Origin of the sequence: Planococcus sp. CP5-4_YE (assembly GCF_019042655.1) — a bacterium.
GTDB lineage: Bacteria > Bacillota > Bacilli > Bacillales_A > Planococcaceae > Planococcus.
In genome coordinates, this window is sequence record NZ_JAHPZO010000007.1 from 15,077 (window position 1) to 41,659 (window position 26,583).

The window sequence follows — 26,583 nt, forward strand, 5'->3', positions numbered from 1 at the left end:
CAAAATTCTATTCCTGATTATTGAATGCTTCGCCCCTTCTGCGGCTGCAGCTATGCAAGCTATACAAACGGAAAAGCCCAACGTGCAACTGCACGCTGGGCCTTTGTATTTTCACACCGCCACTTTCGCTGAAAACTGGCTGCGATACAGATCTGCATAAAATCCGTCTTTGTCGAGCAGTTGTTGATGCGTGCCTTGTTCGATGACTTTTCCTTGATCCATGACCAGGATCAGGTCGGCGTGCTTGATCGTCGACAGCCGGTGTGCGATAACAAAACTGGTGCGCCCTGCCATCAAGCGGTTCATCGCCTGTTGAATCAAAATTTCTGTCCGGGTATCGACACTGGATGTCGCTTCGTCCAAAATCATTATCGGCGGATCGGCAAGGATTGCGCGGGCAATGGTCAGTAATTGCTTTTGCCCTTGCGAAATATTCGATACTTCCTGGTTCAATACCGTGTCGTAGCCATCCGGCAAAGTCCGGATAAAGTGATCGGCATGTGCGGCTTGTGCCGCCTCAAAAATCTCCTCTTCGGACGCACCCGTTTTGCCGTAACCGATGTTGTCGCGGATTGTGCCATTAAAGAGCCATGTGTCCTGCAGCACCATGCCAAAATTATGCCTCAGCTCCTGGCGGGACATCTGCCGCGAATCCAGGCCGTCGATGGTGATACGGCCGCCTTTTAATTCGTAGAAACGCATCAATAAATTGATCAAAGTCGTCTTGCCGGCACCGGTCGGCCCGACAATGGCCACTGTCTGGCCCGGTTGGACATCGATATTCATGTCTTCAATCAGCAAATTGTCGCTATAGCCGAAGTCGACATCTTCAAATGCTACTGCTCCTTTTGCCCGTGCCAATACAGAGGTAGTCACTGCCTCCACTTCCTCTTCCTCATCCAACAGTTCAAATACCCGCTCCGCTGCAGCCACCGTCGACTGGATGATATTGGCGATGTTCGCAGTTTGTGTGATCGGCTGGGTGAATTGTTTCGAGTAGGTGATGAATGCCTGGATATCCCCAATTGAAATGGCTCGCTGGATAACCAATACACCGCCGACGATGCTGATTAGCACATAGCTCAAGTTGCCGATCAAGCTCATCATCGGCATGATGATTCCGGAGATGAATTGAGCTTTGCGCCCGGCGTCATAGAGTTCGTCATTGACCGCATCGAATTGTTCATTCGATTTGGTTTCATGGCCGAATGCTTTGACCACTTGATGGCCAGTATACATTTCCTCAACATGGCCATTGAGGCGGCCGAGATTTTTTTGCTGGCTGCTGAAGTACTTTTGCGACCGTTTCAAAATCGGCCCGATGACAAACAGCGATAACGGCAAGGACACAACCGCGATCAAGGTCAATAACGGGCTGATCGTCAGCATCATCACGAGAATCCCGACAAGCGTCACAATGGACGTGATGAATTGCGTCAAGCTTTGCTGCAAGGTGCTGCCGATCGTATCAATGTCATTGGTCATGCGGCTCAAGGTCTCGCCATTTGGCCGGCCATCAAAATATTCGAGCGGCAATTTCTCGAGCTTTTTATTGACGTCTTGGCGTAAATCATAGACCGTGTCCTGTGCCACTGTCGACATCATATACTGCTGGATGTAACTGAACAGGCTGCTGAACACATACAGTCCAGCCAGAATGGCAAGGATTTGACCGATGACCCCAAAGTCGATGCCGCCACCCGGCACACCCTGCAATTGGCCATAGGCACCTTCGAACAATTCGGTAATCGCCATTCCCATGATTTTCGGTCCGATAATGGCGAAAACGGTACTAAGAATTGCAACGATAAAGACCGCCGCTAATTTTTTCCTGCGCGGTTTCAAATAAGCGACGAGACGGCGGAAGGTTCCTTTGAAGTCTTTTGCTTTTTCCGCCGGCATGCTCGCTCCGGGGCGTGGAGGTCCCATCTGGCTCATGCGATCTCCTCCTCTGACAACTGGGATAGGGCGATTTCACGGTATACTTCATTGGATTCCAACAACTCATCATGGGTCCCCATGCCGACCACGCGACCTTTTTCCAAGACGAGGATGCGGTCAGCGTCGACGACCGTGCTGACACGCTGTGCGACCAATAGTACTGTGGCATTTTTCGTTTCATTTTTCAACGCTCTGCGCAGTTTAGCATCGGTCTTGTAATCGAGCGCCGAAAAGCTGTCATCGAAAATATACAAATCCGGTTTGCGGATCAACGCACGTGCAATCGACAAACGCTGTTTCTGCCCGCCGGATAGATTCGAACCGCCTTGTTCGATTTCCGCTGCGTAGCCGCCTTCCATTCGATTGATGAATTCCTGTGCCTGTGCGATGCTTGCCGCCTGATCCACTTCCACTTGGCTAGCGTCCTGCTTGCCAAAGCGAATATTGTCGGCAATCGTTCCCGTGAAAAGAATGGATTTTTGCGGGACAAAGCCAATTTTCGAGCGGATTTCCTGTTGCGGAGCTTCCCGAATGTCGACACCATTGACACGGATTGTACCATTTGTGGCCTCGTAAAAACGCGGCACCAAATTGACCAGCGTCGACTTGCCGGAACCCGTCCCCCCGATCAAGGCCGTGATTTCACCAGGTTTTGCCGTAAAACTGATATGCGACAGCGCCGGCTCGGATGCTCCGGGGTAGTAGAATGTGACATCGTCAAACTCCAAGGTGCCGCGTTCGCGGTTCGCTTTTTCCGTACCGTCGTCCTTGAAGGCCGGCTGCATCTCCAGCACTTCATTGATGCGCTTAGCTGACACAGCCGCTCGCGGAATCATGACAAACATAAAGGACGCCATGACAAGTGCGAACATGATCATCATGACGTATTGGATAAACGCCATTAAATCCCCGATCTGCATCGCCCCGTTGCTGATACGGATGCCTCCGAACCAGATGACGGCGACCACGGTCATGTTCATGACCAGCATCATGACCGGCATTAGGAATGCCATGACTTTATTGACTTTGATAGAGACGTCGGCGAGTTCCCGGTTGGCTTTTTGCATACGGGCTTTTTCTTCCGTTTCGCGATTAAACGCACGGATGACCCGGATGCCCGTCAAATTTTCCCGCACAACCAAGTTCAAGCCATCCAGCTGCTTTTGCACTTGTTGGAACAATGGAATGCCGTATTTCAGGATGAGCAGGATCGACACGGCCAGAACCGGCATCGCGCCGATGATGACCAAAGACAATCTTGCGTCTTTTGAAATCGCTAAGATCAAGCCGCCGACCAGCATGACCGGCGCGCTGATGACCATGCGCAGCATCATGATGACCACTTGCTGGACTTGCGTAATATCATTCGTTGTCCGTGTGATGAGAGATGCGGTCCCCACTTCATCGAACTCCTGAAGCGAGAACTGGCCGACATGCTTGAAGACTTTCTGCCGCAAATCGCGCCCGAGCCCCATCGCTGCTTTGGCTGAATAGTAACTGGCAAAGATGGCAGCAATGGCGCCAATCGCGGATACCAACAGCATCCAGCCCCCAATTCTCCAAATATAGGGGATGTTTCCTTGAACGACTCCGTTGTCGATGATGTCAGCCATCAATGTCGGCAAAAACAGCTCCGCCATCGACTGAGCGAATACCAAGGCAATGACGCCGAGCACAATCCACTTATAGGGACTGAGGTTTTTAAGGATTTTAATCATTTCACTGCCCCCTCCATTTCCGATTTGGTTAGATAAGAAGAGATTTTTCTGTGTGCAGCGATCAGTTCTTCAATTTGCCGCTCGGTAAACTGCGCGCTCGCTGCCCTGAACAGCTGATGAAGCCCATCTTCCTGAATATGGAGCTCCTGAGCTAATGCCAATCCTGCCTCACTGAGTTCAAGACACATCTCGCGGCGATCGCATTCCATCGGCTGACGGGCAACATATCCATCCTTGACCATCCCGTCCACCGCCTGGCTCAAGGTGCTTTTGGGCAGGAAGGTTTTTTCCGCGATGGTCTTCTGTGTCATGTCGCTGCCACGGAAGAGCGTCATCAAAATTGAATATTGCGGCATCGACATGCCCTTGTCTGCTGTCGACTTCTGTATAATGCGCAGTATACTTTTCTGCACTTCAGCAAAAGACAGCATCAATTGCATATAGTCAGCGATTTCATTTTCAACTTTCATCTCGCGCACCACTCTCCCATTTTCAATCGTTCCAAACGGAACTATCTACTGTAATGTCTTTAAGCTACTCCCATTGCTGCAAGCCGTCAATTTTGAAGTGCCGGTTTTGATTGCACTAAAAAAATCTCCTGCCAGCGTGGGGACTGGAGGAGATTGACTATGTTTTATAAACAGCCGGAATACATATTATATCGTGTTACGAATGCGGAAAATCATTAGTTAAAATCGGCGCAACCCGATTCATATACTTTACCAATTCCCCCACTTCCAAAGGCTTACTATAATAATACCCTTGAATGTTAAAGCAATTTCTCGCAGCCAGAAAATCCAGCTGCTCTTTCATCTCGACACCTTCTGCAATGACATTCAAATCCAGATTTTGCGCAAGCGTAATAATGGTGCTCGTAATGGCTGCGTTGTTTTTATTGGATAAAATATCGACCATGAAGGAGCGGTCTATTTTCAATGTATCAATTGGGAAATTTTTCAAATACCCTAAAGATGAATAGCCCGTGCCGAAGTCATCCAGCGCGATTTTGACCCCCAGCATTTTGAGTTCCCTCATTTTATCGAGTGTCATATGGGTATTTCTAAAAATCTGGTTTTCAGTCAATTCAATATGCAGGCATTCAGGAGCTGCACCAGTTCTCATTAGGATACATTCGACCATAGAAACCAAATCATCCTCTTCAAACTGCCTCCCGGACATATTCACAGAAACTGACATCTCGGTACGGCCTTCTTCATGCCATTTCTTTAATTGGCTGCATGCAGTCTCCAGTACCCACTTCCCGATCGGCACTATCAAGCCTGTCGCTTCCGCTGTCGGAATGAATTCCACCGGAGATACCATTCCCCGCGTCGGATGCATCCACCGAATCAACGCCTCAGCTCCTGTGACACGTCCGGTTCGGCTATCTACTTGCGGTTGATAATGCAACAGCAATTCATCGTTTTCCAACGCTTTATATAATGCATTCTCGAGAAAAATGCTTTCCATGTTCCGCGTATTCATTTCACTTCTGAAGAAGTGATAATACGTACCAGATTTCTCTTTCGACTTGTACATTGCGGCATCTGCATTTTTGATCAATACCTCTGCTGATTCCCCGTCTTCAGGAAACATGCTGATTCCAATGCTGGCTTTGATATGAACTTCGTTTCCTTTAAATATGAATGCATCTGCAAATGAATCCACTAGCCGCCCGACCAAATCCATCAATTCTGCCAGGCTATCGAACGCAGGCAGTACAATTGTGAATTCGTCCCCTCCTTGGCGGGAAACGAATGCCTGATCTGGTACATATTGACTTATCCGATTGGCGACGTCTTTCAATAAAATATCCCCGTAGCTGTGGCCAAGGCTGTCATTGATGGTTTTGAAGCGGTCCAAATCCAGATACAGCACAGCTAATTTCTGTCCAGCTAATTTCGCTTTGTCGATTTCCTGCTTTAGAAAATACTCCAGTAATGCCCGGTTCGGCAAGTCCGTCAAATGATCGTAATAAGCAAGATGGGTAATTTCTTTTTCCAATTGCTTTCTTTTCGTAATATCCCGGAATGTAACAACTTCCCCGATCATCTTTCCTTCTTCCTTCACAGAAGACACGACATATTCCACCGAAAACTCGAGCCCACTCTTTTTCCGAAACTTCAAATCCTGTTTCAGGGAAAGCGAGTCCGTCGATAATGCGGTGTCTTTGTTCAAAATGATGCTATAGTATTGCCCAATCAGTTCACCTTTTGCATAGCCCAATGTCGCTTCTGCTGCACGGTTGCAAAAAGTGATTTTCCCATCCAAATCAAGCCCGAAAATTCCTTCTTCCACCGAACTCAAAACCAATTCGTTTTCCCGCCCTAGACTCTTCAACTGGGAAATAACTTGTTTCAATTCAATATTTTTCACGCGAATTTCGGAAGTCCTTTCCTGTATCAGCATCTCCTGCTTCTCCATATACAGCAGATTGGATAATATGGAAGCGGTTGCTTCGGCGACGGATTGTGCAAGGTCAATATGGGATTCACTAAATACCTCTTCTGTTTTATCAAAGCTGACAAGTACCATGGCACCCAGCATTTTCCCCATCGTGACGAATGGGAGAAACAGCATCCGTTCGATGCCGAATGTTTGGCACACGTCCTGGTTCACCCGATTATCTTGCTTCACATCCAGAATATACAAAGGTTTCTTGGAATGCATTACCGCTTCAAAAGCAGGATCTGTTGTAGGATCAAATGCCATTTCTTCGTGCTTTTTCAACCACTCTTTTTCATTCCATTCACTATTGGCACTTAAATGGGATGGCTTTAGTCTTCTGCCAGCCACCGGATCCAATAAATGCACTCCGATATTGTCATTTTTCAATACTGCACCTGTGTAGTAAAGACAAATCTCCAGCACTTCAGTCATCGACGAGCTCATCGACAAATCCCGCGTCAAATCCAAGAGCATCTGTTTCTCAGACAACAGGCTTTCTTTGCGCTTTAAATTATTCACATTCCTAATGGCCACTCCAGCCATGTTGACATACGCTTCAACCGTTTGAATTTCATCGGTCGTCAACTCCATGGGGATCCCGTAGTCAAACAAGAACACCAGCCCAAACAACTCGCCCTCATACGAAATCGGAAGCACCAATAAAGACTTGATGCCAAAGCCCGCAACAGCCCTTGGGTCAGGACGGGGGTCGTTTGCAGTGTCCGGGATATAAATGGTTTCCTGCGTCTCAATAACTTCTTTCGCCAATAAGTCAAAGTCCGTATCCACAACATGCATATCGAGTGTCATGCCGTTGATGACCTCAGGCTTCCCTACATACCCACGGAATCTTCCATCTTCTTGAGGCAAATAAATGCCTACCGAATCACAGCGCATCACTTCTTCAGAAATGGCCATTACCACTTGTTCAAGCAACGGACGCAGCTCTAAGTTGGTATTGATTAATTTTGTGATATGGGCCAAGCGGGAGTATCTCGTTTGATTTTTTTCCATTATTCAAACCTCCAATACTTAACTCGCTCGCCACTGCAGAAGGTGACAAAACAAGACAGTGTAATGATTTGCTTTTAGTTTACTTTCTGTTCTTTACTTTTCGAACGTACTACTCTACTACTATATTACCGTATAAAAAAATAGCTTAAATAGTTATTTTTTACTTTTATCCCACATCTTAATTTAAATCATTCACTTTCATCCTTGTTAATATTGAAATTTAACGAACAAGCACCTAATTTACAGGCCAAATGCCCTTGCTAATTGGCTGAAAATCCGAAAACAAACCACCATGCCAAATCATGAAGACATAACAAACCCCGCAATTGCCGAAAAAGCAGCTGCAGGGTTTATTAGGATATTTTTTTAAACGTTATCCTTAGCCATTCATTTGTGCAATAGTGCCCAAAAGGATCCCGATCAACTGCCCTTTGAATGCATCTGGAATTGATTCACCAGTTGGATTTTTGTAATAGAGAAGTTGTTCCGTTTCATGATACGTAAATCCTAATTCTGTCAGCTTGGCAATTAATGGCGCAGGCAATTCGCTGCCGCCTGTCAACTCCTGAAGATGAGAGCCCGCATAAATCGAAACATCTACATCATCCAGACTGGATTCGAGAATAAACAAATCCCGGTCGCTTTTTACGATCCATTGCCCCTTCGAACTGATGGCAAGCTGCTTGCCTTCCAAGCCTGAAATCCCTACCAGATTTACGCCGAAAATTTGGTTAATCAACAAACTCGCTTGTGCCCCACTTAGTGCATAATTTTGCTGTTTAATGTAGCGATCCATAACTTCGTTTTTGGACATGTTCATAATGCGAGCATCTTTTGCAACAGATGTAATTTCTTCCTTCAACGAAACGCGTACGGATTCCATGACAGGCGTTGGGTAAATTGACAGTTTGCTGCCGTAGTCATTTTTTGACACATAGTCTAAGTCGATGTCAAAGACTTCCTCCACCGCTTGACGAATTTCGTTGCCTTTGAGTTTTTTCCCAAACGAAGATAAATAGTATTCCCATGCCATTATTTTGGGTAGCTGGTTGATAACCGCTACAGCTTGTTGGGAATTAGCGTCCATTTCCAATACTTCACTGATGGCTTTTACAACTTTCTTCGAATACTTGGCATCTTGTTGTGAGTAAGCTTCATACGTTTGCGGATCGATGCTTCCTGCTGTTTCATGGGCTGAAACACCACTCGTCGTTCCCATTAATAAGATAGAAGTTGCCAAGGTAGAATACAAAGACTTTTTAATATGGATTTTCAAAGGATTTCCTCTTTTCGGCGGATGATTTTTGTACGTGTAGAACGGTGATTATCGCCCTATTCGCACGATCTTTTTATGATCATTTTATCATATACTAAATAATAGTAACTAAATATTTAGAACTTATTATTTTAAAATTTATGACACTTTACATACGTGGTTTTCTTAGGATCTTACAGATAGATGATATGAAGTTGGCATCAGAACGCAAAAAGGCAAGCGCGAAAATTTGCGCTCGCCTTTTTGCTTGAAATTGTGTGGTGCACAGGGACGTTTTCAGCCTTCACCCCATCATCTACGCGGTTTCCATGGCTTGAATTGTGTGATGCACAGGGACAGAATTACGAAAAACGGTACACCGTCTGAGACTCAAACGCTTCCCCTGCTTTCAATATCGCAGAAGGGAAATGCGGATGATGGATGGAATCCGGCATCCCTTGTGTTTCGAGACATAGCCCGAGCTGATTTTGAGCCGCCACGCCTTTGAATGAATACGGGCCGCCGATATGGTTGGCGGTGTACAAGACGACTGCCGGCTCTGTCGTTTCAACCTGCAAACTGCGGCCGCTTTCTTCGTCTTTAAGCTCAATCACCGGCTTGGCTTCTTTATCCAATAGGAACGGATGGTCATAACCGCCGCCAACCAGCTCGATTTGAGGATGCTGAGAGTCTGTTCCTTCACGGATGGTTCTCCCTTTACGGAAATCAAACAGCGGATCTTCTTCTACCGGCACGAGTTTACCGGTCGGCAGCATGTCGCCGTTTAACTCCGCGTAGTGGCTGCTTGGGATGGTCAGTTGATGATCCACAATCGTCCGCTTGAAATCGCCGCTCAAATTGAAATAGGAATGGTTGGTGACATTCAGCAAGGTCGTCTTGTCGGATTTCGCGGAGTAGGAAATCGCCAATTGATTTTCGTCGTTTTTCACTATGTAGCGGACCGTCATCGTTAGATTTCCAGGAAACCCTTCTTCCCCGTCCGGGCTGAAATGGGTAAATTCCACAATTGATTCATGCTCATTCTCATTCAACTTCGCTTTCCAGATAGCCGAATGAAAGCCGCCAGGGCCGCCGTGCAAATGCTGGCCATCAGAATTTTTTGCGAGCTGGTAATCCGTTTCTTCTATTGTACAAGCCCCTTCTTGGATACGGCCGGCAAAACGTCCGACGATGGCCCCAAAATAATGCGGGTTGCTTCCGTACTCATCCAATGTATCGAAACCGAGTACAACATTCTCCAGCAACCCCTCTTGGTTTGGCGCCAGGATTTCCGTGATGATGCAGCCGTAGTCGAGACACGAGACTTGAAAGCCCTTGTCATTCGTCAATGTATAGCGCGTGATATCTTGGCCGTTCATCTGCCCGAATGCTTTTTCAGTAATTGCCATGTTGTTGACCACCCTTTCAATGTTTATATCCTCAAGTACAACTCAGTCGCTTTACGTCAGTTCAAAAACGTCCACCAACAACAGCGTCACTGCTCCGATTAACGTGGCGTCGTCGCCAAGCTTGGTAATTTCCACTTTCGTCCGGCTTGCCGATTGCGTCAATGCAGATGCCTGAATCGTTTCACGGATCGCCGGCAGAATGAATTGCTGCGCTTTGGAAACGCCGCCGCCGAGAACGATTTTTTCCGGATTGACGATATGGATCAAATTGGTCAGCCCAACGCCCATGGCCCTTCCGGCTTGTGTCAGCACCTCGATGCAAGCTTCATTGCCGCCCAGCGCTTGTTCGAAGACTTGTTCCGCATTTAATGATTCAGCCGTTTTTTCGCTGATGTTCCGTGCGATTGCCGGGCCGGCGGCAAAGGTTTGCAGGCAGCCACGGTTACCGCATTCGCACACCTGCCCGTGCAGATCGATCGTCATATGGCCAATTTCACCGGCAATGTCTGATGAGCCGTGGTACAGTTTTCCGCCGATGATGAGCCCCGCGCCCACACCGCGTCCTATATTGACGGCAAGCATGCTCTCCAGCTCACCGTGATCGCCAAACCAAAACTCACCAAGTGCCATGGCGCGTGCATCGTTTTCCACTTTCACTTCCAGGCCGAACGTGTTCTCGAGCTCTTCTTTGATGGGGATGTCCGTCAGCCCTAAATTCGGCGCGACCAATGATACGCCCGTCTCGACGTCCACCACTCCGTGCATGGCGACCCCGATGCCGACGACATCTTTCCCTGCTGCTTTTACAAGGCAGTCCTCAATGCAGCGTTTCAAGGCATCGAGAAACTTTTCATTATCGGTCGGCAATTGCAATTGGGTTTCGGATCTTTCGAGCACTTTTCCGGAAAGGTCCGCCACGATGCATTCAATCGAATCCGGGCCGGCATCCACCCCGAGAATGCAAAAAGCGCCGTGATTGATCACCAGCATCGTCGGTTTGCGGCCGCCTTGGGACTGGCCGATATCGCTTTCTTCGACAATGTTCTGGTCGATCAGTTCTTTCACACTGCTGCTCACTGTCGGACGGGTCAAGTTGGTCTCGCGCGCAATCTGCGCCCTGGAGATCGGCCCTTGCGTTCTGATTTTATTGAGGATGATCGATTTGTTCATCGACTTCATCCATTGAAAGCTGCCTTGGCGCATACTGATTCCTCCGTTTTTAAAGTTTTCAGTTTCTTTATTGAATAGTTTAACAAAATACCATATACTTATGTTAATTAAATTAATTTACAAAGTATCGGAGGGACATGATGACACAGCCAGATTTGCTGCAAAACTATCAGGATATCTTTCAGACCGCTGACAAACCGCGTTCTTTTTTCGCACCCGGCCGCATCAATTTGATTGGTGAACATACCGATTATAACGGTGGCCATGTGTTTCCAGCCGCCATCTCACTCGGTACTTACGCCATCGCCAGGAAGCGCACCGACCAAACATTGCGTTTTTATTCAATGAACTTTCCGGATGCCGGAATTATCGAGTGCACACTCAGCGATTTGTCTTTCAATTCCGATCACGACTGGGCGAACTTCCCAAAAGGCATGATCCATACTTTCATCGAAAACGGTTTTCCTATTGCTACCGGCATGGATATCTTATTTTATGGCAATATTCCAAACGGCGCCGGCCTTTCCTCTTCCGCTTCCATTGAAATGGCGACAGGCGTGGTGCTAGAAGAGCTATTCGATTTGGAGATCGAGCGCCTGCAAATGATCCGCTTGGGCCAGAAAGTTGAAAATGACTACATCGGCGTCAATAGCGGCATCATGGACCAATTCGCCATCGGCAAAGGCAAAAAAGACCATGCCATGCTATTGGATTGCCAGACGCTGGACTTCCATTACGCACCGGTCGAATTGAACGGCTATGAGATCGTCATCATCAATTCCAATAAACAACGCACGCTTGCCTCATCCAAATACAACGAACGCCGCAGCGAATGCGAACAGGCTTTGATGGATTTGCGGACAGAATTACCAATCGATAGCCTTGGCGAACTGACCGGCGAACAATTCGAGCAGCATAAGCATTTGATTACTACCGACATCAACCGCAAGCGCGCCAAACACGCCGTCTACGAAAATGAACGGACCGTGCGTGCGCTCAGCGAACTGGAGCATGGCCATATTGAAGCGTTCGGAAACTTAATGAATGCCTCCCATGTCTCTCTTCGTGATGATTACGAAGTTACGGGCGCGGAACTCGATAAAATCGCCGAAACGGCCTGGGGCCATCCCGGTGTCATTGGCGCACGGATGACCGGGGCGGGATTCGGCGGCTGTGCAATCGCTATCGTCGAGCAGGCGCATATCGACAGTTTTAAAAAAAACCTGACAACAGTCTATAGCGAAGATTTCGGCTATCCCCCATCATTTTATGAAACGAAGATCTCTGACGGGGCAAAAGAGCTAGTAGAGGAGTGGCAATTATGAGTGTATTGGTATTAGGCGGAGCAGGCTATATCGGTTCTCACGCGGTCTATCAATTGATCGACCAAGGCATGCAGGTCGTGGTCGTCGACAATTTGGAGAACGGGCACCGGCAAGCGGTCCATCCGGAAGCTGTTTTTTACGAAGGCGATATCCGGGATGCGGACTTCTTGGATAGAGTATTCGAAAACGAGTCAATCGATGAAGTTCTTCATTTTGCGGCCAATTCACTGGTCGGCGAATCGATGGAAAATCCGTTAAAGTACTTTGACAATAACGTATACGGCACACAAGTGCTTTTGCAGGCCATGACAAAACACGGCGTGAAGAACATCGTCTTTTCTTCGACGGCCGCCACTTACGGCGAGCCAGAAGCCGTACCGATCACCGAAACGATGCCGACGCAGCCGACCAACACTTACGGCGAAACCAAACTGACGATGGAAAAAATGATGAAATGGACGTCTGTGGCGCATGAGTTGAACTTTGTTTCCTTGCGCTATTTCAACGTTGCAGGCGCTCGGGCGACAGGTGAAATCGGAGAAGATCACCGCCCAGAATCTCACCTCGTTCCGATCATTTTGCAGGCAGCCCTCGGGCAGCGTGAGGAAATCACCGTTTTCGGCGACGATTACGACACCCCGGACGGCACCTGCATCCGTGACTACGTCCATATCGAAGATCTCGTCAACGCCCACTTGTTGGCACTTGAATACTTACGGAACGGCGGAGAAAATGATGTCTTCAACCTCGGCAGTAGCCAAGGGTTCTCGGTAAATGAAATGATTTCTGCCGCCCGCTCTGTCACCGGCAAGGACATTCCGGTGAAAATCGGACCGCGCCGTTCAGGCGACCCAAGTATTCTTGTCGCCAGCACAGAAAAAGCGACACGCATTCTCGGCTGGCATCCAAGCCATACCTCGGTGACGAAAATCATTGAAGATGCCTGGAACTGGCATTCCGCTCACCCTGCAGGCTACGGAGAAGAGGTTAAACTATGATTCACCAAACCCTTGCCGGACTCATCCATAAAGCCTTGGCAACTGGATTGATCGAAGCAGACGATATCGATTACGCCCGCAACCAGGTGATGCACTTGCTTGAACTGGACGCCTTCCCGGAAGAAGCTGTCGAGCCAACGGACGACAGCATCCCCAATTTATTGGAAGAGCTTATCGACTACGCAGTTGAAAACGGCGTCATCCAAAATCTCTTGGATGACAAGGAAATGCTGTCGGCAAATATCATGAACTGTTTCGTCGCCAGGCCTTCCGCCATCAATGCCGCGTTTAACGACAAATACGCGGAATCGCCAATCGCTGCGACCGATTACTTTTACAAACTAAGCCAAAACAGCAATTATATCCAAATGAACCGGATCCGAAAAAACATTTCCTATAAACACGGCAGCCCTTACGGTGAGATGGACATTACGATCAACTTGTCCAAACCGGAAAAAGACCCGGAACAAATCAAACGCGAACGCGAAATGAAGCAAACGCTCAGCTACCCGAAATGTTTATTGTGCAAGGAAAACGAAGGCTACGTGGGGCGAGTCGGCTATCCTTCACGCGCCAACCACCGCGTCGTCAAGATTCCGCTCACCGGGGAAAATTGGTATTTCCAATACTCGCCTTATGTCTATTATAATGAACACAGCATCCTTCTATCCGAAGAACACCGCGACATGAAAATCGACCGCGGCGGCTTTGAACGATTGCTGAAGTTTACAGAACAGTTTCCCCACTACTTCGTCGGTTCGAATGCCGATTTGCCGATTGTCGGCGGATCCATCTTGAGCCATGATCATTACCAGGCAGGCCGTTATGAATTCGCGATGACGCGCGCTGAAGATGCGTTTAAATTCCGCTTGGATTCATTCCCGGATATCAGGGCCTCTGTCGTCAACTGGCCGATGTCGGTCATTCGCTTGAGAGGCGGAAACATCGATGAACTAGTGGATGCCGCAGATGAGATTTTGCAAATCTGGAAGCACTATTCGGATGAAGCGGCAGACGTCATCGCCTTCACCGGGGATACGCCGCATAATACGATCACACCGATTGCCAGAGGACGCGACGGGCTGTTCGAAATCGATTTGGTGTTGAGAAACAACCGCACGACACAGCAGCATCCTGGGGGGATTTTCCATCCCCATGCAGATGTCCATCACATCAAAAAAGAGAATATCGGCTTGATCGAAGTGATGGGGCTCGCAGTCCTGCCGCCGCGCTTGAAACAGGAACTGGAACAAATCCAGGACTTCCTGCTGGGCCAGGCCAGCCGCGTAGAACCTGCCCATCTCGACTGGGCCGAGCAGTTAAAAGCGCAATCCGGCCCCATCGCGAACCGCGAACAAGCCGAAACGCTCGTGCGGGAAGAATTGGGCAAGAAATTCGTCCGGATCTTGGAAGACGCCGGTGTATTGAAAGGACAACAAGCATTCGAACGATTTATTCATGCAATCAATGAGCAACCGGCAAAAACCGTTTAAGTACGATGGAACCAATGCACTTACATACATGGGAGGGATTTAGATGGCAGGCTTAAACTTAATGAATATACGAAAAGAATACGAAAAAGGGGTCGTTTCCGTTCAGGATTTCAATCTAGAAATCCGCGACAAGGAGTTTCTCGTGCTCGTTGGCCCTTCAGGCTGCGGCAAGTCCACTACCTTGCGGATGATCGCAGGTTTGGAAGAAATCACGGATGGCGACTTATACATCGGCGACAAACGCGTCAATGACGTCTCGCCAAAAGACCGCGATATCGCGATGGTGTTCCAAAACTATGCACTGTATCCGCATATGAGCGTTTACGACAATATGGCGTTCAGCTTGAAACTGCGCAAGATGAAAAAAGACGAGATCAAAACACGCGTTTCAAATGCCTCGAGCATTCTCGGCCTTGATGATTATTTGGATCGCAAACCGAAAGCGCTCTCAGGCGGACAGCGCCAGCGTGTCGCTCTCGGTCGTGCCATTGTGCGCGATGCTGAAGTATTCTTGATGGATGAGCCTTTGTCCAACTTGGATGCCAAACTGCGCGTACAGATGCGCACGGAGATCCAAAAATTGCATCGCCGCCTGCAAACAACGACTGTCTATGTTACGCATGACCAAACAGAAGCGATGACTATGGCGACTCGCCTCGTTGTCATGAAGGACGGCTTTATCCAGCAAGTCGGCTCGCCGAAAGAAGTATACGACAAGCCGGACAATATGTTCGTCGGCGGTTTCATCGGCTCGCCGTCCATGAACTTCCTGCGCGGGAAAATCGTTGGCGATTCGTTCGTCATGGGCGATGTCAAAGTGCTCGTCCCTGAAGGCAAGCTTGCGACACTGCGCGACCAGGGCTATAAAGACAAGGAAATCGTCCTCGGCATCCGTCCGGAAGACATCCACGATGAACCTTTGTTCCTTGACCATTCCCCACATACAAAAGTGAAAGCTTATGTAGAAGTGGCGGAGTTGATGGGCTCTGAAATCATTCTTTACTCGAATGTGAATGAGCAGGATTTCGTTGCGCGCGTAGATGCACGCTTCAATGTAGAATCCGGCCAGACGATCGACATGGCCTTCGATATGAATAAAGCTCATTTCTTCGATAGCGAATCCGAATTGCGCATTAAATAAAAGGAAACCCGGCCAAAGTTCTGGCCGGGTTTTTCTGTATGTAGAGAAACTCAGGAAACCGTATTTTCCGAAGCTTATCGCTCGCTTTCCGTGGGCTCGCGCCCAAGCCTCCTCAGTCGCTGTGCGCCTTGCGGGGTCTCGGTCGTCTCGCTGATCCACAGGAAAGATAAGGTCGAACTACGTGAGAGCTTATCTTTGCGAAGTAATGCGCAGCATTATTGAGCAGAAGGGGTTACGAGTGGACGCTTCTCCAAGCCACTTGACTATTTCACTCAGATTAAGATTGAGTAAAATATCTACCTCATGCAATTTAAAAAGCTTTGTTTATTCTATTCAATACTCCACAAAAATTTCCACCAATAAAAACCCATGCACCCGCCCCCCACCATTGGATTGATTCCAATAGCCGGACGCTGTGCATGGGTTTTCTGTTTGCTTCTATTGCAACTGCTTATACTTTCGCTAAGATGTATACGCCTTTTGCTTCGAGTTCCACCGTGCCGCTCAGTTGCTGGGCAGTCAGCAGTTCTTTATACTGACTGTCTTTCAAGTCGATCGATTTTGCTTTGTTGTTGTGGTTCAGTACGAACAAATAGGTCTGGCCGTCTTTGACGCGTTCTGTCGTTTCGACGCCTTCTGGAACAGCGAGCAAGGGCTCGACGCCTGCTTCTTCGCATACTGTTTGCAGGAAATCGACGAGGAATTCTGCGTCCGGGCTCGAGGCCACGTACCAGGCTTTTCCTTTTCCAAATTCATTGACGGTAAGGACTGGCATGCCTTGATAGAAATCGGAGCCGTATTCAGCGACTGCTTGCGCGCCTTCTGTGTGGATCAAGTCGAACAGCAAATTGCAGGAATAGCTGCCGCTTAAACTTCCGCGCGATCCGTTCACGACGATTTCATTCGTTTCGTCCGGATGCAGCGCATCAATTTCTTCTGCCCAAATGCCGAGTACCTTGCGCAATTCGCCCGGGTAGCCGCCGAGTGTCACGATATCCGTTTCGTTGACGATGCCGCTGAAGAACGTCGTGATGAACGTGCCGCCATTTTCGACGAAGCGCTCGACTTTTGCCGCGTAGCCTTCTTTCACCATATACAAGACCGGCGCAATGACGACGTCGTATTGGCTCAAGTCTTCCTCGACGCCGACCATGTCGACTTGGACGTTCAATTTATACAGCGCGTCGTAGTATTTATGGACTTCATTGACATAATCAAGCGACACGGACGGCCCGCTCGATAGCTCTGTCGCCCAGCGGTTTTCCCAGTCAAAGACAATCGCCACTTTGGCGTTGACGCGCGCATCGAGCAAAGTATCGCCCAACTGGTTGAATTCACTGCCGATTTGCGCCACTTCGTTGAAGACACGCGTATTTTCATGCCCGACGTGTTCAATGACCGCTCCGTGGTATTTCTCGCAAGCCCCGACCGAACGGCGCAGCTGGAAATAAAGGATCGTATCCGCCCCACGGCCGATTGCCTGGTAGCTCCACAAGCGCATGACGCCCGGGCGCTTCAAGGAGTTGTACGGCTGCCAGTTTTGCTGGCTCGGCGTCTGCTCCATCAGCATGAACGGCTGCCCGCTCTTCAAGCCGCGCATCAAATCATGCGTCATCGCCGTATAGCTGAACGGCGTATCGATCGCCGGGTAATTATCCCACGACACGACGTCCATTTCTTTCGCCCATTTGAAATAATCGAGCATCGGGTAAGTGCCCATTAAATTCGTTGTAATTGGGATATTCGGCGTATGCTTGCGGATCGCGTTGTACTCAAGCTTATAGCAATCGAGCAGGCTGTCCGACTGGAAGCGGCGGTAATCAAGAGAAATCCCTTGGAAGTCTGAGACATTGTCTTCGCGCTCTTCGCTGAGCATATTCGGCGCGACGATTTCGTCCCATTCATAGAATGTGTGGCCCCAGAAACCGGTATTCCACGCTTTGTTGAGCTTTTCAAGCGTGCCGTATTTATCGCTCAGCCACACGCGGAAAGCGTCTTGGCAATTGTCGCAATAGCAATAGCCGCCGTATTCATTGGCCACATGCCAAATTAAGACTGCCGGATGGTCTTTGTAGCGTTCGGCCAGTTTGTCGGCGATTTTCTCGGAATACTCGCGGTAAGTCGGGCTGTTCGGACAGGAGTTGTGGCGGCTGCCGAATTTGCGTTTTCTGCCGTAGAAATCGACGCGCAAGACGTCCGGATATTTTTTCGCCATCCACGCCGGATGCGCGGCCGTGCTTGTCGCGAGGCATGTGTAAATGCCGTTCTCGTACAAACGGTTGATTTTGTCGTCAAGCCAGTCGAAATTGTACGTGTCTTCGTTCGGCTGGTTGAGCGCCCATGAAAAGACGTTCAAGGTTGCGACGTCGATGCCCGCCAGTTTGAACATGCGCACATCTTCATCCCAGATTTCTTGTGAATCCCATTGTTCCGGGTTATAGTCCCCGCCGTGCCAAATCTTCGGCAATTTATCGTTGATCATTTGATTCCATCCCTTCTATAATAGCCATCACTCAGCTTAGCTTCGGTTCATCCAGAAATTGGATTTGATCCGTCTCGGTATGCTCTAGTTCCAGTACGACGATTTCATTGTGTTGTTTTTTCAATAATGGGCCTGGCAAATATAGGCGTTGCTGGGGCCCTGCGGTGTTCCAGTAGCGGCCGAGGTTAAAGCCATTGATGAAGACATTGCCTTTGGTGAATCCGTGCGTGTCGACATAGGTGTCCAAGCCTTCTGCAGCATCGAACGAGCCGCGGAAGAATTTCGGGAAGCGCACGTCCTGCTCTGTGCCATAGTTTTTTGGCAAGTGTTCGAGTTCCACTTTAAACATCTCCCAATGGAAGAAATACTGTTCGCCGAGCCATAAATTGTTAACCAAGCCTTTCGGGTCAGTCAAATGCTCCCCATAATTGGCGCGACCCATGTTTTCCACAAGAATCTCGAGCGTGTTCACCGCTTCCGGGAAATCGAGTGTCAGCATTTTTTCATCGTCGTTGATATATGTCGTTGCGACGTGGCGGCCGTTGATGTACATAAAGCCGCGGTCGCGGATGTCTTTTGAACTGACTTTCAACTCTCCCCGCCGGTTAACGGTCGTGCGGTACAGCGTGTAGCCGTAATTCTGGCCGATTTCTTCCATTGACAGCGGCACAATATGCTCGACCTTGTCGCTGATATCTTCCAACACATCGAACAAGCTAGCTGATTCGGTCAGCGTGACCGTTCCATACGCTTTCGTAGAGACACTTTCCACGAAATCGGCTGGTACTTCCCGATACTCGCTTAAGACTTTTTTAACCGCCTTATATTTTTCGGTGATCGCTCCGCCTTCTGTCAGCAAGCTGTCGTAATCGTAGCTGGTGATCGTCGGGTAGTAGATATCGTAATGGTTGGCGCCGTTCATGAAACCAAAGTTCGTGCCGCCATGGAACATATAGAAATTGACCGAGATGTTCTTTTCCATGATTTCCTTGAACACTGAAGCGACATCGTCCCCGCTCCGCACGGTATGTTCCCCGGACCAATAATCAAACCAGCCGATCCAAAACTCGGCAACCATCTTCGGCGAACCCGGTTTGAACGCTTCGAGCACATCGAACGATTCGTTCACGCGCGACCCGAAGTTCAGGGTCGTTGTCACACCTGGCATCGAGCCTTGTGTGATAAAATCCGGGCCGTCTGAGGTGAACAAGAAAGTGTCGAGTCCGTGGTGTTCGTATTGGGCTTTAAAGAAATCAAGATAAGCCGAATCATTGCCGTATGCGCCGTATTCGTTTTCGATCTGCAGGGCGATGACCGGGCCACCGTTTTGGTATAAGTGCTTTTTGAATTTCGGCAGCAACTCCGCAAAATAATCTTCCACATGGCCAAGAAAAGCCGGATCGCTGCTTCGCAGAACCAGGTTTTTGTCTGTCATCAACCAGGACGGTAAGCCGCCCATTTCCCACTCTGCGCAAATATAAGGTGCTGGGCGCAAGATGACATATAGCCCCAAGCGATGAGCCAGCTCGATAAAGCCTTCGATATCCGCCATTCCGGAAAAGTCGAAGTGACCTTTTTTCGGTTCATGGAAATTCCACGGAATATAGGTTTCAACTGTATTCAGCCCGAGCGCTTTTAATTTCTGCAAGCGATCTTCCCATTGTTCCGGCACGGTGCGAAAATAATGCATGCCGCCTGACAATATTTGGAACGGCTCTCCTTCAAAATAAAACGATCCATTTTTAGCAGTCAGCACATCGACGCCTCCTATGTATGGTGAAAATATTATTGTGTGGCCGGCATTACGCAAAAAAGCTACGCTTTCCGGCGGGAGTCTTCGCTTTTTTGCTCCATGCCTAAGATGAAAACAATTTAAGTAAAGTCATTTTTCGTTAAAATTATCCGTTCATGACACGTCAAGGAGTTGCGCGACGAAATGCCAAGCACTTAATTACTAAAACACCTTACTTAAATTCGCGTTAATTTATAAATAATAGAAGAGAAATCACTCGGATGTTTCTCATGGCGGTAGCGATTGAGCTGCACGCCTGCTCCCATCAATTCATCCCCGTAAAACGTATCGTCGATCCCGTCGATGGCGTATTCGAATTCGGGGTGGAGCCCTTTGAAGAATGCGCGTGCATATCCTGGGTTCGGTTTGGCGAGGACTTGGTAATAGCCGAATATCGCTTCGCTCTGGTCTTCTGACACGACCATCCAGCTTGTCACGTTGCCGTCATCTGCGAACGGGCTGGCCAGCCGGTAAAATTGCCCTTGTTGAATGAGCGAACGGTTCTCTTTGTAGAAAGCGATTTGCGCGGTAACGATGGCTTTTTCTTCATCGTCCATTTTCGTTACATCAAGCTCGTAGCCGAATGCGCCGAAATACGCGACTTCTGCCCGCGTCTTCAAGCTCGTGATGCGTCCTACTTGATGATTCGGTACAGCTGACACGTGCGCGCCCATCGAGCTGATTGGGTAGACCATTGACGTTCCGTATTGGATCTTCAAACGTTCGACGGCATCGGTGTCATCACTCGTCCACCCTTGCGGCGCGTAATGGAGCATCCCAGGGTCGAAACGGCTGCCGCCTCCTGCACAGGATTCGAACAAAACTTCCGGAAATTCCGACGTCAATCGTTCGTACAAGGAATAGACGCCGAGGATATAGCGATGTACGACTTCCCGCTGGCGGTTCGACGGCAATTCCAATGAGCCGATTTCAGTCATATAGCGGTTCATGTCCCATTTCACGTAGGAAATCGGTGCATCGCGCAGTACGCCAGCTACCAAGCCGTAGATATAATCAACCACTTCCTGGCGGGAGAAATCCAATACGAGTTGATTGCGGCCGTGCGAGCTTTTGCGATTCGGCACATGGATGATCCAGTCCGGATGCGCTTTGTACAATTCACTTACTTTCGACACCATTTCCGGTTCGAACCACAAACCGAATTTCATTCCCAAATCGACAATGTTTTTCGCCAATTGGCTGATACCGTTCGGCAATTTGCGCTTGTCTTCAAACCAATCGCCAAGAGACGTCGTATCCGCATCGCGCTTGCCGAACCAGCCGTCATCTAAGACGAACAGCTCCACGCCCAATTCCTTGGAAGACTTCGCGAGCCCCAAGATTTTCGTTTCGTCGAAATCAAAATACGTCGCTTCCCAGTTGTTGATCAACACCGGGCGTTCCCGGTCGCGCCATGTTCCGCGCGCCAAACGGCTACGGTACAGCTTGTGATAAGTCTGGCTCATCTCGTTCAAGCCATCCGCCGAATACACCATCACCGCTTCCGGCGTCTGGAAACTTTCGCCGCTTTCCAATAGCCAATTGAAATCAAATGGGTTAATGCCGACCATCAAACGGGTCACGTCGTAATGGTCGACTTCCACTTGCGCCAGGAAATTGCCGCTATAGACCAAACTCACGCCGTACACGTCGCCGTGATGTTCGGTCGTCGACGGGCGTTTCAGCGCAAGGAACGGATTTTGCTGGGCACTGCTCGTGCCTCTTGTGCTGCTGATGCTTTGAAGGCCTGGCACCAACTTGCGGTTGTGGATATGACGCTCTCTGACCCATGCACCGGACAACTGGACCATTTCGAAATCCGAATCTGGCAAATCGATGCTGGCACTCATCGCTCTCGTCAAATCGATGTCTTCTCGACCGTGATTGATAAAGCGGGCAGAGCGTGTGATGGCGTTCAGTTGTTCAAAAACGCTATAAGACAGCTGGATTTCCACATCGATCGCTTCGTCGTATAACGAAATCTCCAAGGTCGTCGCTTCTTCGTCATGCTCGACATACGTCGCGGGCAAGCCGGCGAGCTTGTTTTTCCCTTGATGGATGGTGTGATGTTGATAGACGAAGTTCGTGATGCGGCTGCCGCTTTGTTGCAAAATCTGATATGCCGGCTCACGGAAATCCGTCGTTCCGTATGCCGGGTATTCCTGTTTGAGAATATCGAGCGAAAACACCAAATCGCCTTCATAGACGCAAGCGGTATTCGGCATTTCCTCGATATGAAACAAGCGCTCGAACGAGTCCCGGTGGCGCAGTTTCTTGCCGTAATACAGCTGGCCGAGCTGTTCATTTTTCAAGATGTTGAAAATATAGCTGGTCTTGTCGGTTTGCAGATGAAACTCACGTGTGGCGTCGTTATATAAAATCGGCACAATTTACCTCCCGTATCAGCTAAGTTAATAGTTTTGCAGTGACGATATTCCGCAAAACAGCTGCGCTTTCGCGGCCACCAGATATGGATCTTGGAAGAACGGCGCGGGTTTGCAGAGTCTACGCTATTTTTTCCATATCTGAATTAGTAGTAGTTGAAAAGTGGAGTTACTTTTGTTTAATGCATTCATCACACGGGCTAGGCGAAGCAAGAAGACAGGTGGTTTTCCTGGCTTCTTGCGGGAGCCATGGCCGAAGCGGCGTTTAAGTCAACACGTCTTTAACTAGTGACATGTCCACTTAAACTAACTTTCATTTAACCCTTAACCGAGCCCATCATGCCTGCAACAAAGTGCTTCTGCATGAGGAAGAACACGAGCGCTGTCGGCAAGGTCGCGATGACGATGGCTGACATGATGACACCGTAATCCGGTGAATAGCTCGAGCCGAGATTCGAGATCAACAGTGGAATCGTCCGTTTTTCCGGTGACTGCAAAATGACCAATGGCCATAGGTAGTTATTCCAGCTGTTCATGAAGGCGATGATCGCCGCAGCTGCGTAAGTTGTTTTCATCGTCGGCATATAGATACGGAAAAACACGCCGATTTCACTCAAGCCGTCGATGCGTCCCGCTTCCACCAAATCTTTTGGAAACATCTTCGTGTTCTGGCGGAAGAAGAAAATGAAGAACGCCGTCGTTGCTGTCGGCAAAATGACCGCGCCAAGCGAGTCGATGCCGATGAGCGGTGCCGTTTCACTGATGCTGCCGAACATGCGGTACAGCGGAATCATAATCGCCGCAAACGGGATCATCATCGACAACAGTAAAATGGTGAAGACGATGTCTTTTCCTTTGCTGCGGTGAATCTCAAAGCCGTAACCGGCAAGCGATGCCAAGAGAAGCGTCAAGAAAGTCGTGATGACCGCGATAATGGAGGAATTGATCAAAGCCGGGACGATGTCCACTGTTGCGAAAAGGGTTTTCAAGTTTTCGATCAAATGCGTTCCCGGAAGCAAACGCCCTTGCGTCACATCGACCGATTTATTGGTGATGCTGGTGAGCATCCATAGGAAAGGAAAAATGGAAACAATCGCTGCGACACTGAGAAACGTATAGATGAAAATTCGTTTTAAGCTGTTCATTTTTTCTCACCCGCCACTCTGAATTGAATAATTGAAAGAATTACTACGAGAATTACGATGACATAGGAAACGGTTGATGCGTAACCAAAGTCAGGCGTGTATTCAAAGGACAAGTTGTAAATATATTGCGAAATCGAAATGGTTGCATTCCCAGGCCCGCCGTTGGTGATGTTGACGATTTCATCAAAGATCTGCAAAGTACCGATCGTAGACGTAATCGAGGTGAACAAAATGATTGGCTTGAGCATTGGAACGGTGATTTGGAAAAACTGCTGGAAAGAGCTCGCCCCATCAATTCTCGCCGCTTCGTAAATCGACTTATCGACATTTTGCAAAGCTGCTAAGTAGAAAATCATGTTGTAGCCTGTCCATCTCCATGTAATGGCCAAGATGATGACGACTTTCGCCCAAAACGGATCTGCTAGAAAGTTGATCGTTTGGGGAATTAAGCCGAAATTGAGCAAGAATTGATTGACGATGCCATCAATGCCAAACAAATATTTAAAGACGACTGAATAGGCAACGAGTGACGTTACACAAGGCAGGAAGATTGCAATCCTAAAAAAACTCTTGAACTTCAATTTCGGGTCATTCAATAACACTGAAAAGAACAAAGCCAAGACGATCATTAACGGCACTTGAATCAGCAAGTAAATCGTAGTATTGGTCAGCGCTGCGATAAAGGTCGGGTCGCCGAACAATCTGCGCCAGTTATCGAGTCCCACATATTCCAGATTCGCGCCCATGCCTGACTGGAAAGACAACAGGAACGCTTGAACCATCGGGTAAAAGTTAAATATGGTGATGGCGATGACTGAGACAATGATAAACAGCCAACCCACTTTTTTCTTGAAAAAGACACCGGTTTTTTGGCGCCTGCTTTCTTCGTATTTCGTACGAACCGGGAGATCCACCTCGGCTTTTTTTGTTCCTAGCTGGCTCATGTTCCTCATTCCTCCTATAAAAAAACCTTGAGCTGTGCCCAACTGGTAAGTGATAAAGCACTTTTACCAGTTCGTCGGCGTCAACTCAAGGCTCCATGTATTTCCGATCAATTATTTGAGTTGTGCTTCAGCTTGCCCTTGGACATTTTCAAGTACTGTATCCAGTTCTGCGCCGTTCAAATAATCTTGCATTCCAGTGACCAGGATGTCTTCAATCGCGTACGTGTGAAGGCCATAATTGACTGCTGGAATTTCATCCGTCCATGTAGAAAGGTCTGTGATGAGTTGCTGCCCGCCGAAGAATTCATCTTCCACTGCATATGCATCTCCCTCGGCTGCTGGTGAATATGTTCCAAGTGCGCCAATGTCTTCTACAAGTGTTTGATACAAATCAGGGTTAGACCCGAATGTATTCAATAGGAAATCTGCTGCTTGCTCCTTGCCGTCCACGTTCAGTACGTACCACGAGCTGCCGCCTAGGTTGGATGCGTTAACCGCACCTTCCATATCCAAGCGAGGCATTGGAACGACTGCCCAGTTGCCGGACTGGTCAGCTGCTTGCTTGACGCTTGGCGTGATCCAGTTTCCTGTTGGAACACTGGCCACATCGCCGCTATTGAACGCACCGACAAATTGGCTCCAGTCAGAAACGATTTTCGCGATGTCCGCTTCCATCATTTCTTTATATGTTTCAAAACCTGCTTCGAGTGTTTCATTTCCTGCGATGTTCGGTGTCGAACCGTCTTCTTCCACATACCAAGATCCGTTTGTCTGGATCATCATGCGCACTTGCGCCAAATCGTTCGGGTCAAGCGTCAGCATGTTTTTGCCTGTTGCTTCTTTGACGTCTTTCCCGATTTCGATGTATTCCTGCCATGTGATGTCGGTTACGTCTTCAACTGAGTAGCCGGCTTCTTCCAAATAGTCCGTGCGCACATAAAGTGCTGCTACGCCTGAGTCGAACGGCAATCCGTATTGTTCACCGTCAAAGCTCGTCGTGGCGATTTTATAATCCGCAAAGTCTTCAGCGTTGATAACGTCCGTCAATGGATGGAACGCATCCGGATACGCTTGCAGGAAGCTTTGTGCACGGTAATCTTCGATCAAGACAATGTTTGGCATGCCATTTGTTGTCCCTGAACTGAGTCCCGTGTTGAGTTTTTGGATAATATCGTCTTGTGCATTTTCAATGACGTTGACTTCGTAATCGCCATCGCCGTTATAAGCTTCTTTTGCATTTTCAAGAGCTGCAATATTGAAAGCTGGATCCCAGGCCCATGCCGTAATTTCATCTACGTCTGCTGAACCTTCTGCACCGCTGCCCCCGCTTGCTTCTTCATCCCCGGAAGAACAAGCTGCTAAAGCGGCCATGCTCGCTGCCGCCACAAACATAAGATTAAACTTCTTCATTTGAAATCCCCCTTTTTGTAAGCGCTTAACTTTTCGCCTTGTAAACAGTATAGCGGCCAAAAAAAAAAGATTGTTAGCACAATCTTTAGGTGTTCTATCCGAAAATTTTTAGACATTTCAATTATCTCTCTTTTTTCTTGTACTATTATTAGGTTCTTGGAATTTCGTTGGCTTTTGGTGAACAAATAAATCAGAGATAGAAAAATAGAATTTTAAAATCGCTTCAGGTGGGCGCTTTCGGGTCCACAGGATGTGGATCATGCAGCTGGCGCGACAGGACGTCGCGATGCCAGCTGCCAGGACACGGCTTCAGCCGCTTCCCTCGCTTACGCTCAGTCCAGGGTCTTCAGCTCGTGCTATTTCCGCAGGAAGCGAATCGTGCTTGGCAGGATTCGTTTGCGACGCAGCAGCGCAGCGATGTAGGAGCACCTCTTTGCTCTTCGCCACCTTCCGCTATTTCGGATGAACTATTGAATAGATATGTAGCAAAATAGCGCAGACTCCTTGGGGAGCA

General features: G+C 48.6%; 17 protein-coding genes. 4 read left to right on the forward strand and 13 right to left on the reverse strand.

The annotated features are described in order from the left end of the window. Nucleotides 1-111: 111 nt before the first annotated feature. The 7 genes from KTG14_RS10115 to KTG14_RS10145 form a co-directional block, all read right to left on the reverse strand. Nucleotides 112-1,938, reverse strand: coding sequence for an ABC transporter ATP-binding protein (locus tag KTG14_RS10115; protein ID WP_216970829.1), 1,827 nt, complete (start codon nucleotides 1,936-1,938; stop codon nucleotides 112-114). Continuing rightward, nucleotides 1,935-3,659 (reverse strand): ABC transporter ATP-binding protein, encoded by a 1,725-nt coding sequence (locus KTG14_RS10120; RefSeq protein ID WP_216970830.1) that lies wholly within the window; start codon nucleotides 3,657-3,659, stop codon nucleotides 1,935-1,937. The genes KTG14_RS10115 and KTG14_RS10120 overlap by 4 nt, the downstream gene beginning before the upstream one ends. Further along, complete coding sequence (locus KTG14_RS10125; RefSeq protein WP_216970831.1) at nucleotides 3,656-4,129, reverse strand: MarR family winged helix-turn-helix transcriptional regulator; 474 nt, start codon at nucleotides 4,127-4,129, stop codon at nucleotides 3,656-3,658. The genes KTG14_RS10120 and KTG14_RS10125 overlap by 4 nt, the downstream gene beginning before the upstream one ends. Before the next feature lie 196 nt (nucleotides 4,130-4,325). Beyond that, on the reverse strand, nucleotides 4,326-7,121 hold the full coding sequence (locus KTG14_RS10130; protein ID WP_216970832.1) for an EAL domain-containing protein: 2,796 nt from the start codon (nucleotides 7,119-7,121) through the stop codon (nucleotides 4,326-4,328). 379 nt (nucleotides 7,122-7,500) lie between these two features. Beyond that, nucleotides 7,501-8,397: a hypothetical protein gene (locus tag KTG14_RS10135; protein ID WP_216970833.1), complete on the reverse strand. Its 897-nt coding sequence runs from the start codon at nucleotides 8,395-8,397 to the stop codon at nucleotides 7,501-7,503. A gap of 341 nt (nucleotides 8,398-8,738) precedes the next feature. After that, nucleotides 8,739-9,785 carry an aldose epimerase family protein gene (locus KTG14_RS10140; RefSeq protein ID WP_216970834.1) on the reverse strand — a complete coding sequence of 349 codons (1,047 nt, stop codon included), beginning with the start codon at nucleotides 9,783-9,785 and terminating at the stop codon, nucleotides 8,739-8,741. 51 nt (nucleotides 9,786-9,836) lie between these two features. Continuing rightward, nucleotides 9,837-10,988 (reverse strand): ROK family transcriptional regulator, encoded by a 1,152-nt coding sequence (locus KTG14_RS10145; protein ID WP_216970835.1) that lies wholly within the window; start codon nucleotides 10,986-10,988, stop codon nucleotides 9,837-9,839. Nucleotides 10,989-11,092: 104 nt separating this feature from the next. Here KTG14_RS10145 and KTG14_RS10150 point away from each other — a divergent pair, with 104 nt between their 5' ends. Genes KTG14_RS10150 through KTG14_RS10165 form a run of 4 tightly spaced genes read left to right on the forward strand, consistent with a single transcriptional unit; the run spans nucleotide 11,093 to nucleotide 15,912 of the window. After that, complete coding sequence (locus KTG14_RS10150) at nucleotides 11,093-12,280, forward strand: galactokinase (RefSeq protein ID WP_374939897.1); 1,188 nt, start codon at nucleotides 11,093-11,095, stop codon at nucleotides 12,278-12,280. Next, nucleotides 12,277-13,278 (forward strand): UDP-glucose 4-epimerase GalE, encoded by a 1,002-nt coding sequence (gene galE / locus KTG14_RS10155; protein ID WP_216970837.1) that lies wholly within the window; start codon nucleotides 12,277-12,279, stop codon nucleotides 13,276-13,278. Before KTG14_RS10150 ends, galE begins: the two co-directional genes overlap by 4 nt. Continuing rightward, nucleotides 13,275-14,771: a UDP-glucose--hexose-1-phosphate uridylyltransferase gene (galT, locus tag KTG14_RS10160; protein WP_216970838.1), complete on the forward strand. Its 1,497-nt coding sequence runs from the start codon at nucleotides 13,275-13,277 to the stop codon at nucleotides 14,769-14,771. Before galE ends, galT begins: the two co-directional genes overlap by 4 nt. 43 nt (nucleotides 14,772-14,814) lie before the next feature. Continuing rightward, a complete protein-coding gene (locus tag KTG14_RS10165; protein ID WP_216970839.1) occupies nucleotides 14,815-15,912 on the forward strand; it encodes an ABC transporter ATP-binding protein in 1,098 nt (365 codons plus the stop codon). A gap of 451 nt (nucleotides 15,913-16,363) precedes the next feature. Here KTG14_RS10165 and KTG14_RS10170 read toward each other — a convergent pair whose 3' ends face one another. The 6 genes from KTG14_RS10170 to KTG14_RS10195 form a co-directional block, all read right to left on the reverse strand. Further along, nucleotides 16,364-18,394, reverse strand: a complete 2,031-nt coding sequence (locus KTG14_RS10170; protein WP_216970840.1) for a beta-galactosidase — start codon at nucleotides 18,392-18,394, stop codon at nucleotides 16,364-16,366. Between the two features lie 31 nt (nucleotides 18,395-18,425). Then, nucleotides 18,426-20,150, reverse strand: a complete 1,725-nt coding sequence (locus KTG14_RS10175; RefSeq protein ID WP_308462000.1) for a glycoside hydrolase family 35 protein — start codon at nucleotides 20,148-20,150, stop codon at nucleotides 18,426-18,428. Nucleotides 20,151-20,362: 212 nt separating this feature from the next. Then, nucleotides 20,363-22,573, reverse strand: a complete 2,211-nt coding sequence (locus tag KTG14_RS10180; protein WP_216970841.1) for an alpha-galactosidase — start codon at nucleotides 22,571-22,573, stop codon at nucleotides 20,363-20,365. Nucleotides 22,574-22,887: 314 nt separating this feature from the next. Then, complete coding sequence (locus KTG14_RS10185) at nucleotides 22,888-23,715, reverse strand: carbohydrate ABC transporter permease (protein ID WP_216970842.1); 828 nt, start codon at nucleotides 23,713-23,715, stop codon at nucleotides 22,888-22,890. Next, nucleotides 23,712-24,659, reverse strand: coding sequence for a carbohydrate ABC transporter permease (locus tag KTG14_RS10190; RefSeq protein ID WP_216970843.1), 948 nt, complete (start codon nucleotides 24,657-24,659; stop codon nucleotides 23,712-23,714). The genes KTG14_RS10185 and KTG14_RS10190 overlap by 4 nt, the downstream gene beginning before the upstream one ends. A gap of 111 nt (nucleotides 24,660-24,770) precedes the next feature. Then, entirely contained in the window at nucleotides 24,771-26,069 is a 1,299-nt protein-coding gene (locus KTG14_RS10195) for an ABC transporter substrate-binding protein (protein WP_216970844.1), read from the reverse strand. Nucleotides 26,070-26,583: the final 514 nt, after the last annotated feature.